Origin of the sequence: Myroides oncorhynchi, from assembly GCF_020905415.1 — a bacterium.
In the GTDB taxonomy this organism is placed as follows: Bacteria; Bacteroidota; Bacteroidia; order Flavobacteriales; family Flavobacteriaceae; genus Flavobacterium; species Flavobacterium oncorhynchi_A.
Genome location: NZ_JAJJMP010000001.1, coordinates 2,476,837 through 2,489,858, shown reverse-complemented (window position 1 = coordinate 2,489,858; position 13,022 = coordinate 2,476,837). Strand labels below are relative to the sequence as shown.

General features: G+C 37.9%; 3 protein-coding genes, 2 tRNA genes and 2 rRNA genes. 1 reads left to right on the top strand and 6 read right to left on the bottom strand.

What is annotated here, in order from left to right; all coding sequences use genetic code 11:
* Nucleotides 1-47: 47 nt before the first annotated feature.
* From LNQ81_RS10980 to LNQ81_RS10960, 5 genes are all read right to left on the bottom strand, one after another.
* A 23S ribosomal RNA gene (locus LNQ81_RS10980) occupies nucleotides 48-2,942 on the bottom strand.
* A gap of 134 nt (nucleotides 2,943-3,076) precedes the next feature.
* A tRNA-Ala gene (locus tag LNQ81_RS10975) sits at nucleotides 3,077-3,150 on the bottom strand.
* An 83-nt stretch (nucleotides 3,151-3,233) separates the two neighbouring features.
* Nucleotides 3,234-3,307: transfer RNA gene (locus LNQ81_RS10970), tRNA-Ile, on the bottom strand.
* Nucleotides 3,308-3,384: 77 nt separating this feature from the next.
* Nucleotides 3,385-4,902 (bottom strand): 16S ribosomal RNA (locus tag LNQ81_RS10965).
* Together the 16S and 23S rRNA genes with 2 tRNA genes alongside form the textbook arrangement of a ribosomal RNA operon.
* Before the next feature lie 1,155 nt (nucleotides 4,903-6,057).
* On the bottom strand, nucleotides 6,058-8,046 hold the full coding sequence (locus LNQ81_RS10960; RefSeq protein ID WP_229946680.1) for a S8 family serine peptidase: 1,989 nt from the start codon (nucleotides 8,044-8,046) through the stop codon (nucleotides 6,058-6,060).
* Nucleotides 8,047-8,288: 242 nt separating this feature from the next.
* On the opposite strand from LNQ81_RS10960, the gene LNQ81_RS10955 reads away from it, so the two are divergent.
* Entirely contained in the window at nucleotides 8,289-10,415 is a 2,127-nt protein-coding gene (locus LNQ81_RS10955; RefSeq protein WP_229946679.1) for a M3 family metallopeptidase, read from the top strand.
* 164 nt (nucleotides 10,416-10,579) lie between these two features.
* Here LNQ81_RS10955 and LNQ81_RS10950 read toward each other — a convergent pair whose 3' ends face one another.
* The gene (locus LNQ81_RS10950; RefSeq protein ID WP_229946678.1) at nucleotides 10,580-13,003 is read right to left on the bottom strand and encodes a hypothetical protein; all 2,424 of its coding nucleotides are present in this window, start codon (nucleotides 13,001-13,003) and stop codon (nucleotides 10,580-10,582) included.
* Nucleotides 13,004-13,022 lie beyond the last annotated feature (19 nt).

Genomic DNA, 13,022 nt, shown 5'->3' with positions numbered 1-13,022 from the left:
TTTGTGTTTTAGAAAGTTGCCCTCCCCTTGTATTAAACAAGGGGAGTACACATAAGCTTACGGGTTATTAGTACTACTCGACTCTGACATTACTGCCTTTACATCTATAGCCTATCAACGTTGTAATCTCCAACGACCCTTTAAAGAAATCTCATCTTGTGGTGGGTTTCGCACTTATATGCTTTCAGCGCTTATCCCTTCCCAACGTAGCTACTCTGCGATGCCCCTGGCGAGACAACAGATGCACTAGAGGTTGGTCCAAATCGGTCCTCTCGTACTAGATTCAGATCCACTCAAATTTCTAACGCCCACAGTAGATAGAGACCGAACTGTCTCACGACGTTCTGAACCCAGCTCGCGTGCCACTTTAATGGGCGAACAGCCCAACCCTTGGGACCTTCTCCAGCCCCAGGATGTGACGAGCCGACATCGAGGTGCCAAACCCCCCCGTCGATATGAGCTCTTGGGGGAGATCAGCCTGTTATCCCCGGCGTACCTTTTATCCTTTGAGCGATGGCCCTTCCATGCGGAACCACCGGATCACTATGCTCTACTTTCGTACCTGATCGACCTGTATGTCTCTCAGTCAAGCTCCCTTATACCATTGCACTCTACGCACGGTTACCAAGCGTGCTGAGGGAACCTTTAGAAGCCTCCGTTACTCTTTTGGAGGCGACCACCCCAGTCAAACTACCCACCAAGCAATGTCCTCCACAATCGCGGAGTTAGATCTCAAATAAGCAAAGGGTGGTATTTCAACAATGACTCCACAACGCCTAGCGACGCCATTTCACAGTCTCCCACCTATCCTACACATCACTTATCCAAGAACAATACTAAGCTATAGTAAAGGTGCACAGGGTCTTTTCGTCCCACTGCGGGTAATCGGCATCTTCACCGATACTACAATTTCACCGAGCTCATGGCTGAGACAGTGTCCAGATCGTTACACCATTCGTGCAGGTCGGAACTTACCCGACAAGGAATTTCGCTACCTTAGGACCGTTATAGTTACGGCCGCCGTTTACTGGGGCTTCAATTCAATGCTTCTAAACAATTGCTCATCTATAACATCTCCTCTTAACCTTCCAGCACCGGGCAGGTGTCAGGCCCTATACTTCATCTTACGATTTTGCAGAGCCCTGTGTTTTTGATAAACAGTCGCCTGGACCTTTTCACTGCGGCCAGCATTGCTGCTGGCGACCTTTCTCCCGAAGTTACAGGTCTATTTTGCCTAGTTCCTTAGCCATGAATCTCTCGAGCGCCTTAGGATACTCTCCTCGACTACCTGTGTCGGTTTACGGTACGGGTACTTATAATCTAAGTTTAGAAGCTTTTCTTGACAGCCCTTAGGCACACTATCTCGTTGTCCGAAGACGCAAAGTACTATCGCATTTCTCCTAGTCTGACGCATTTTACTATCAAACCAATAGGTACGTGCTTCAACGAACTATTCCGTCAGTTCGCGGTGCTTTCATCACTGTGTCACTCCATCACAATTATAAGTAGTACGGGAATATTAACCCGTTGGCCATCGACGTCCCCCTTCGGGTGTGCCTTAGGTCCCGACTAACCCTAAGCTGATTAGCATAGCTCAGGAATCCTTAGTCTTACGGCGGGGGTGTTTCTCGCACCCCTTATCGTTACTTATGCCTACATTTTCTTTTCTAAAAGGTCCAGCAATTCTCACAAATCACCTTCTACCCCGTTAGAATGCTCCCCTACCACTCTCGCATATGATGCGAAAATCCATAGCTTCGGTAGTATACTTATGCCCGATTATTATCCATGCTCGATCGCTCGACTAGTGAGCTGTTACGCACTCTTTAAATGAATGGCTGCTTCCAAGCCAACATCCTAGCTGTCTGGGCAATCAAACCGCGTTATTTCAACTTAGTATACATTTGGGGACCTTAGCTGATGGTCTGGGTTCTTTCCCTCTCGGACATGGACCTTAGCACCCATGCCCTCACTGATAGGTATCATTACTTAGCATTCGGAGTTTGTCAGGAATTGGTAGGCGGTGAAGCCCCCGCATCCAATCAGTAGCTCTACCTCTAAGTAACTATCGACTATCGCTGCACCTAAATGCATTTCGGGGAGTACGAGCTATTTCCGAGTTTGATTGGCCTTTCACCCCTACCCACAGGTCATCCGAAAACTTTTCAGCGTTAAACGGTTCGGTCCTCCATTTAGTGTTACCTAAACTTCAACCTGCCCATGGGTAGATCACACGGTTTCGCGTCTACCACTACTGACTAAAGCGCCCTATTAAGACTCGCTTTCGCTACGGATCCATGACTTAATCACTTATCCTTGCCAGCAACGGTAACTCGTAGGCTCATTATGCAAAAGGCACGCCGTCACTTCACGTAGAAGCTCCGACCGCTTGTAGGCGTATGGTTTCAGGATCTATTTCACTCCGTTATTCACGGTTCTTTTCACCTTTCCCTCACGGTACTGGTTCACTATCGGTCTCTCAGGAGTATTTAGCCTTGGCGGATGGTCCCGCCGGATTCAATCAAGGTTTCACGTGCCCCGACCTACTCAGGATACCACTATTCTTATCTTCTCTTACTTATACGGGACTATCACCCTCTATGGTCTACCTTTCCAAGTAGTTCTAATTCAATCCGCAAGAAATATCGTGGTCCTACAACCCCAAAATTGCCGTAACAACTTTGGTTTGGGCTATTCCGCGTTCGCTCGCCACTACTTGCGGAATCACTTTTGTTTTCTTCTCCTCCGCCTACTTAGATGTTTCAGTTCAGCGGGTTCGCCTCCTTATTGGATACTATGTCTTCAACATAGTGGGTTGCCCCATTCGGATATCTACGGATCAATTCGTGTGTGCCGATCCCCGTAGCTTTTCGCAGCTTATCACGTCCTTCTTCGCCTCTGAGAGCCTAGGCATTCCCCATACGCCCTTATTTTGCTTATGTGCTTACAATTCTTTCGAATCGTACTTTCTATAAATTTTAATATATTTCTATATCTTGTTTGTATTCTTTTCTAACTTTATTTTGTTAGTTAAGTTATCAATATGTCAATGATCGTTTTGGCTTTTAAAGCCTAGTGGAGAATATCGGAGTCGAACCGATGACCTCCTGCGTGCAAGGCAGGCGCTCTAGCCAGCTGAGCTAATCCCCCGTTTTTTTCTATCGGTATCACTACCACAAAACGGTTAGCTAACCTCTAGTATTTCCTTTTAATACATAACCTTAAGTATTTAGTAGTCCCGGGCAGACTCGAACTGCCGACCCCTACATTATCAGTGTAGTACTCTAACCAGCTGAGCTACGAGACTCTATACTTATTGTTTGTATCTTTTTTTTTGGTATTAACAGCGAGAGTAAAGTTATTATAATCCTAATTATTCTCTAGAAAGGAGGTGTTCCAGCCGCACCTTCCGGTACGGCTACCTTGTTACGACTTAGCCCTAGTTACCAGTTTTACCCTAGGCAGCTCCTTGCGGTCACCGACTTCAGGTACCCCCAGCTTCCATGGCTTGACGGGCGGTGTGTACAAGGCCCGGGAACGTATTCACCGGATCATGGCTGATATCCGATTACTAGCGATTCCAGCTTCACGGAGTCGAGTTGCAGACTCCGATCCGAACTGAGACAAGCTTTGGAGATTCGCATCCTGTTGCCAGGTAGCTGCTTTCTGTACTTGCCATTGTAGCACGTGTGTAGCCCAGGACGTAAGGGCCGTGATGATTTGACGTCATCCCCACCTTCCTCACGGTTTGCACCGGCAGTCTTGCTAGAGTCCCCGCCTTAACGCGCTGGTAACTAACAATAGGGGTTGCGCTCGTTATAGGACTTAACCTGACACCTCACGGCACGAGCTGACGACAACCATGCAGCACCTTGTAAATTGTCCGAAGAAAAATCTGTTTCCAAATCTGTCAATCTACATTTAAGCCCTGGTAAGGTTCCTCGCGTATCATCGAATTAAACCACATGCTCCACCGCTTGTGCGGGCCCCCGTCAATTCCTTTGAGTTTCATTCTTGCGAACGTACTCCCCAGGTGGGATACTTATCACTTTCGCTTAGCCACTCAGACCGAAATCCGAACAGCTAGTATCCATCGTTTACGGCGTGGACTACCAGGGTATCTAATCCTGTTCGCTACCCACGCTTTCGTTCATCAGCGTCAATAAATACGTAGTAACCTGCCTTCGCAATTGGTATTCCATGTAATATCTAAGCATTTCACCGCTACACTACATATTCTAGTTACTTCCATATTATTCAAGCTCTGCAGTATCAATGGCCGTGTCCTAGTTAAGCTAGGAAATTTCACCACTGACTTACAAAGCCGCCTACGAACCCTTTAAACCCAATAATTCCGGATAACGCTCGGATCCTCCGTATTACCGCGGCTGCTGGCACGGAGTTAGCCGATCCTTATTCTTACGGTACCGTCAAGTCTCTACTCGTAGAGAGGTTTCTTCCCGTACAAAAGCAGTTTACAATCCATAGGACCGTCATCCTGCACGCGGCATGGCTGGTTCAGAGTTGCCTCCATTGACCAATATTCCTCACTGCTGCCTCCCGTAGGAGTCTGGTCCGTGTCTCAGTACCAGTGTGGGGGATCTCCCTCTCAGGACCCCTAATCATCGTCGCCTTGGTATGCCGTTACCATACCAACTAGCTAATGATACGCATGCCCATCTTATACCGATAAATCTTTATTATTAATGTGATGCCACATCAATAAACCATGGAGCATTAATCCGAATTTCTTCGGGCTATTCCCCTGTATAAGGTAGGTTGCATACGCGTTACTCACCCGTGCGCCGGTCTCAAAGAAGCAAGCTCCTTCTACCCCTCGACTTGCATGTGTTAGGCCTGCCGCTAGCGTTCATCCTGAGCCAGGATCAAACTCTTCATCGTATATTTTTAATTTCGTAAATTAAAAACTATAATCCAAATCTTGCGATTTGCCTTACTCTCTTATTTATATGCTGTCAATCCAATATGTCTATGAACGTATTCTTCTATCCTATCTCACTTCTGTTTCAAAGCGAGTGCAAAAGTAAAAAACTTATTTGAATTAGCAAAATTTATTTTGAGAAAATTTAATCCCTCTTTTTCGCTAACCCCTTGTCTTTACTGAAGCGGACTGCAAAGATACTACCTTATTTTATTGTTATCCAAATTTATTTTTATAAATTTTTAAAACTATTTTTAAGTAATACTTGCTTCACTATTTTTATATGATCGTCTGCTTTTCGATTCCTAGTTACCGTGGTAACTACTTCTCTAATGCGGATGCAAAAGTAGCATCTTTTCCTTTACTTGCAAACTTTATATTGCCTTTTTTTGAAAGTATTTTATAACTCGCTATTATCCGACGTTTTAGCTAGTAAAGTTTTTTTTGCCTTTGGCAGGTTTCTCTTGTGGATGTGCTTCTGATAGGGGTTTTGATGTTGTAGTCTATATATTATAGTGTACTCTTATATATAGCGAGCTTGTTTTGGTTGCTTTCTATTATATCGCGTCCTGAGGCTGTAATACCTATTGTAGGTAAATATTGAGATTTTAAATTCTTTCTTTACTATTATATATAGATAGAAATGCGAATACCTCTTATATAACGTGTTTTTGATTCTTTGTACCTTACTTTCTTGTTTTGGGCTGTGTCTATTTCTTATTATGTACGTTTATTGTGTTGTTTACAGCTACTTTTTTCTATTAATCAGTTCTATTTTAACCTTCTACCTAGATTTTGGACAAAAAGTGGTATAGTTTTTTTCGTTCTCATTATGTGTGTTTAAATTTACAACTAATTGTTTTTCAGTTATTAATACATATTTCTACTATTTCCCTATAAATTGCCTAATACCTCCTAAGCCCAACAAACATCTACCTCTATACCATCCCCTTCAACATTACCACAAGATTGCTCTGCTAGAAGAGCCTTTTATTGAAAAACTCTTGAAGAAGTGTTGAAGAGGCTGCTGTTCACTAAAGTGCATAAAAAAACCCGAAGCGAATAGCTTCGGGTTATACTTGATTGTATTTTTAAGAAAAAGTCTATGTGTCTAATTATTTCTTGATCAGTTTTGTTCTTATATTTTCTCCTCCAACATTAATATTAAGTAAATATACTCCTTTACTGAGGTCAGTCATATCAATCACTGCTCGATTAGTAGAACCAAATTTTACTTTCTTAACCAACCTATTACTTAAATCAAATACTTCTAAATCCGAAATATGGAATACCTTGTCTTTTGTGACTTCTATATTTACAACATTTTCAACAGGATTAGGCCAAACCAAAATACTATCAGGCTCAACACTTTTAGCATTTATAGCCTTTTCAATTCCTTTTAAATTATCATCACTAATAATTAAACTAAAATCCTGTCTCCCATATCTTAGATTTCCCTTATGATTAACTATTACTACATACTCGCCAGACTCAGCATCATCTATTTCAACACGCTCTATTACATCAACATCATTATCTCCTTTAAAAGCAGTCAAATAACTATAATCCTTGGTTAAATACCACGGTTTATATTCTACTCCATCTTTAAAAACACGTACATCTAAATCATTAACTAATTTCTTTACATTTAAACCACTAGATGATGAGAATTTATTATAATCTCCTTCAGGATCAGTCCAACTAAGAGTAACAAGCAACTTTTTTGTATACTGATCTAAATTGAACTTATATTCATATTCCTTTTTTTCTAATAAAACACTTTCTTTTAATATAGCGACATCCTTTTTTATATTTTGTAATAAACTAATACCACGATGAGCGTTTACAACTCCCCAACCAGTCTTTTGATTAGGTTTTTGCTCTTCTATGTATAAAGCTGTATGGCTCAATAAAGCCCTTAGTGAAGCAGAACGCATTGGAAATCCAAACGTTTCTATATATCCTTGTTGCCACAGGGTAAGAATTGCAGAAACTGCAGGTGCAGCCATTGAAGTACCGCTTGAAGCCTTATATATATCTGTTGCATCATTAGTATTATTCCTTGATAGCTCGTAAGCTGTAGATATAACTTTTACACCTGGTGCAGCAATATCAGGTTTAATTCTAAAATCACTAGTTGGTCCATAACTACTAAACTTAGCTATTTCCAGCTTACCATAATCATTCAATCCTACAGCAGCAACTACTACCGCATTTTTTGAATTTGCATTACCTAATAATAAGTCATTTTCTTTCTTAGACGGATTAATAATTGAAAAAAACTCTCTATCATTACCAGCCGAAACAACTGGTTGATAATAAGGAAAGGTGTAAGTCAATTGATCCATTTGATAAGCATCTTTGTTATAATAACCAAAATAAGATATAGGTAATAGTGGTTTAAGCTCATCATCTATAGCAGAGATACCATAAGAATGATTAGACACAAGAAGTCCTTCTTGTGCAGCATTTGCCATTTCTACAATATCATTATTCCAATCATAACTCCATATCGTTGCTTCTGGTGCTAATCCTTTAGAATTCAGATTAACACCCTTTGCAATAAGAGTACCTGCCACATGTGTAGCATGGCTTTTCGCTTTCTCTGCATCTAATAATTCAAGTCCCCATAAAGCATGAATCGAAATACTATGATCTCTAAGTAAGACTCTACTTCTATTTTCCTTTATAAATTCACGATGTTTATCAAAGACAGCTTGTCCATCCCAAATACCAATAATCATATCTTTACCTTGCAAGTCAACTCGAAGATCCCCTCCCTTTTCTAAATCATCTACTTCTAATATCTTCCTTGTTAAGGCATTTTGTGTTGAATAAAAAATAGGTAAATTTCCATTATCAATTCTTCGTAGCTGAAAAACACGACCATCCTTATAACTTCCACTTTTGTTTATACTGTATTCTTGCTGATATCTATTAACATTTTTACTATCTATTACCAATTCATTCTCCAAAACTTCTACTAATTTATTTCCTTCAATCAAATCATGTTTCTTGGAAATCTCTTCTCTTAACAAAGAATTCTGTCCTAACAAAGAGCCATAAATCAACAAAATAAAACTTGTAACAATAATCCTATTCATCCTTAACTATTCAAGGTTAACCTTCTAAAAATTTAATATAAAAATACAATCTAATTTGTAATCATTATTTAATAGTGTTATAAATAATCTACAAAAACAGATAATACATTCAACAGCATAATTAATAATATTACTTCTTGATTACAAAAAAACACAATAATACAACCGCCTAAATACAATATTCTTCCGAAATCATCATAATTCTTTATATTTGAGCAAATCTAACAATAACCTTAATATTTATGAGAATTAAAAAAACCGTACTAGGTGTGGTTGCAGGAGCATCTATTTTGTCAATGTCGTGCAATAAAGTAAAGAATCAAGCAGCCTCATCTGGAGATTGGAATGAAAGTAATGCTTTCTTTAACGAAAGTACACTACCTTATTTTACAGCAGATTTTGAAAACATCAAAAATAAAGACTTTAAACCTGCTTTATTAGAAGGAATGCGTCGTCAAATTGAAGCCATCGATAAAATCGTAGCCAATCCAGATGAACCTACTTTTGAAAACACATTAGAAACTCTTGAACGATCAAGTGAATTACTAGATAGAGTTAGTTCAATTTTCGGGCTACTTACAGGTGCTCATACAAATGACAAGTTAAAAGAAATAAATGCAGACTTAGCTCCTAAATTCGCAGCCCATAATGATGCAATCTATTTAAATGATGGACTATTTCAACGTATCAAGAAACTTCATGATAACAAAGCTGCACTTAAATTAAACGAAGAACAAGCTAGATTATTAGATGTTTATTACCAAAACTTCGAGATAGCTGGAGCTAACTTATCCACTAAGGATAAAGAGAAGCTTAAAGTACTTAATCAAGAATTAGCCACTTTAAACAATCAATTTGGTGATAAACTTTTAGCTGCTACTAAACAAGGTGGAGTAAAATTTACAAAAGCGGAGTTAACTGGATTATCAGATGATGAACTAAACTCAATCAAACAAACTGATGGTAGTTACTTAATTGCATTAAATAACACAACCCAGCAACCTGATCTAGATAAATTAACAAATAAAGAGACTAGAAAAAAACTATTTGATCAAGCATGGATCAGAGCAGAGAAAAAAGATGATAATGATACGAAATCAACTATTCTTACTTTGGTACAAAAACGTGCTGAAAAAGCTAAACTATTGGGCTTTAACAATTACGCTGAGTGGAGCTTGCAAGGCACGATGGCTACAACACCTACAAATGCTATCAATATTTTAAAAGATTTAAGTCCATATGCTGTAAACGCTGCAAAACAAGAAGCTACAGATATACAAGCACTAATCAATAAAGAAGCAGATCCATTTACTCTAACAGCTGCTGATTGGAATTATTATGCTGAAAAAATAAGAGAAGAAAAATATGCTTTAAACCAAAATGAACTAAAGCCATACTTTGAAATGAATTCTGTTTTAGAAAATGGAGTCTTCTTCATGGCAAAGCAGTTGTATGGCTTAAGTTTTAAAGAGAGAAAAGATATTCCTGTATGGCAGGAAGACGTTAAAGTATACGAAATCTTTAATGAAGATGACAGCCAAGTAGGTTTATTCTATACAGATTACTATCAAAGGGATTCTAAACGCGGTGGTGCTTGGATGAGCAACATTGTTGGACAATCTAAATTATTAAATAAATTACCAGTAATATACAATGTAGGGAACTTCCCTAAACCTGCAAAAGGTCAACCTACCTTACTATCGCAAGATAACGTAATTACAATGTTCCACGAATTTGGACATGCGCTTCACGGATTCTTTGCCAATCAAACTTACCCTACTCTATCTGGCACAAGTGTATCTCGTGATTTCGTAGAATTTCCATCACAGTTTCACGAACATTTTGCATTTGAGCCTTCTGTATTAAAAAACTATGCTAAACATTATAAAACAGGTGAAGTGATTCCAGCGTCTTTAGTAGAGAAAATGAAAAATGCTGCCAACTTTAACAAAGGGTATAGCATGACAGAATTATTAGGCGCATCTCTATTAGATATGGAATGGCATACTATTTCAATTGATAAAAAAATAACAGATGTTATTGCTTTTGAAAAAGAAGCTTTAGCTAAATACGGTTTGGACAACTCAACAGTTCCACCAAGATACCGCTCTACATACTTTAGTCATATTTTCGCTGGAGGATATGCCGCTGGATACTACTCATATAAATGGTCAGAAATGTTAGATTTTGATGCTTATGATTGGTTAGAACAAAATGGTGGTATGACTCGTGATAATGGTCAAATACTAAGAGACAAAGTTTTCTCAAGAGGTAACTCTGTACCTTTAGATAAACTATATAAAGACTTTAGAGGTAAAAATCCTACTATCGATGCTTTGTTAAAGTATTCTGGATTTACCAAGAAGTAAAGGAAATAAATTAATGTAAAGATTAACTAAAGAACCTTTATACAAAAAGTCATCTATTCAAGATTTGAATAGATGACTTTTTTATAGATTCATAATAAAGAAAAACTAAAATACACATTTTAAATTATAGTGTATTAAAAAAATGATTTCAATCTAAATAGCTACTACTTAGGTTTTATTTCATTAGGTTGATTAGTTTGAGCATAATCAATAGCCCAATGCACTAAATTTAATAAAAACCAAGAATTATAACTATAAGCTCCTTTACCATCAAGATTTCTTTTCAAAGGTGTCCCATCAGTAGTTGCAGATAAAGGATAGTAATTATTTCCACCTCCATCATTATAAAAACCTCCCATAAACACAGAACTAGCAACTCCTACAAAACCTAAGTTTTTATGAACAAATGCAAAGCTTCCATTATTACCTGCAATAGGAACTACATCACTGGTGGACATGTTAAAAGTTATTTGAGTATTATTACCATGACCTCCTAAAGACAACCCCGCTAATCCTCCTAATGCATCACCAGAACTAAAATACTTATTAAATACACCAATAATCAATCTACTTTGAACTTGTGAATTTGATTCTACTCTATAAACCGCCCCTGTAGCAGTATTATTACTAACAGTACCACTAAGTCCTAAATTACTAAAAAAGCTCTGCATCGTAGCAACATCTCCCTCACCATATACTAAAGCTCCTTTCTCTACGCCAACATAAAGAGCTAAATCACTTAATTGTTGAGGTCGTTTTGTTAAATTTGAACCACCATATCCACCAACAAATACCATATCAGCTTTCTTTAAATTATCTTTAAAAGTAGAAACGTTAATAGCAGACGTTGAACTCATATGTACACTTGTATTAAGTCCAGTCACTTTTGCATCAAAAACATCAATATCTAAAATATTAAGATTAGCAATACGGACAACTCCATCCCAGCTAAAATGTCTATATTGACGAACTGTTCTAGGTCCTGCTGACCACGTAGCATTTAAGTTGTTCCCACCTGGGTGCCAAGATTGATCACTCCCACCTCCGATAGAATACATATTCATTGGCCTATACACAAAATCCACAAACATAGTGCCTGTATTGCTAAGAGCTGGGTCTAGATTATTTCCTGTAAAATCAAATCTACCCAAAACAAGAGGCAAATCTACATCAGATTTTCCATAAGCTCGTAATCTTATCGTTTTAATACCTGCCCTTACATCAGCATCCGAAATAGTACCAGTTCCCTCAAACCATACTCCATTAATTTTCTCTGATTTAATTACATATTGACCTGCTGCTTTTGGGCTTATAGTCACTACAGCCTGAAAATCAGTAGTTCCATTGGTCCCCATATTAGTTTTAGGAGTAATATAAGGCGTTCCATATGTTACAGATGCTCCATTTTTATCCTTCGTGTCTAATTGAGATGTAAATTTACTTTCCAACTTAATTGCTCCAATACTGTACTTAGGGCCATCACTTGCTACTTCTATACTAAAATTACAACCATCTACTATTTGTTCAATAGGATCAACAAATGGATCATAATCATGTTTCCCATTAGATACCAGCTTCAACTTACCATTAAGAGTACCGCCTGTGGTAGGCTTTCCTGTATCAAAACTAGGGCTCAAAATCACTTCCTGCACCTCTCCTGGTAATGTTGGTCTAAAATCAATTTGATTAGACTCATATTTTATAACCTCTGTCTGACTTCCAGAAACAGGTATTTCCCCATATACCTTTGCTCTACCAGCTTTAGTTACTTTAAAAGGAACTATGATTCTATTGCCATTATTTAAAGCTATTTTTTCTTTATATACACCTTCAGTCTTAATAGGATTAGAACAATCAAAAGCAATTACCAAAGGTTCAAAATCAGGTTTTACATGATTGTACACAAAGCATGTAGATAGTTTTTTATTTAAAACAAATGTTATCTTATCTTTAGTATTAACATTAGCATATCCTTTTTTAGGTGTTCCTTGACCTTTTAAAACTAACAAAAAATTTCCGCTATTTGGAAAAACTCCCTTAGCTTCAAATACATAGCCATTCTCTGTTCCTGTGGTATTATCATAAGCAATAGCTTCAATATCAAATGTTCCAGGGGAACTAACATTTACTTCTAATGTAATAATATTTTTTCTTACATCTAATAGCATTCCTTGAATATAATCACCACTAATCTTTATAGTGTTACATTTTTCAGTAGGAATAGTAAAAATTGCAGGTTCGACATCACCACATAAATTCATCCATATTTGACGAGTAACATTATAAAACTCCACACATCCCATAGTCGTATTATAAATGGTTAACCCTGCAATCAATTTACTTGTAGGAATATTAGAACGTTCAGCAGTAGTCATTCTTGGCATTAAAAATCCACGTTCAGTAGAGTTTAATTCCAGTAGACTAAATGCTAAAGGGTCTAATGTATGAGGTGCTGTATTATCAGATATTTGAGTACCCTTAGCCGTTTGAGGTATTTGGGCAAATACATTATTAGAGTGAACAAATAAAGTTAAAAACAATATCAACACACCCCTAATAAAGCATTTATAATTCATATATTTTTTCATAAACTGATTTTAAATTAAA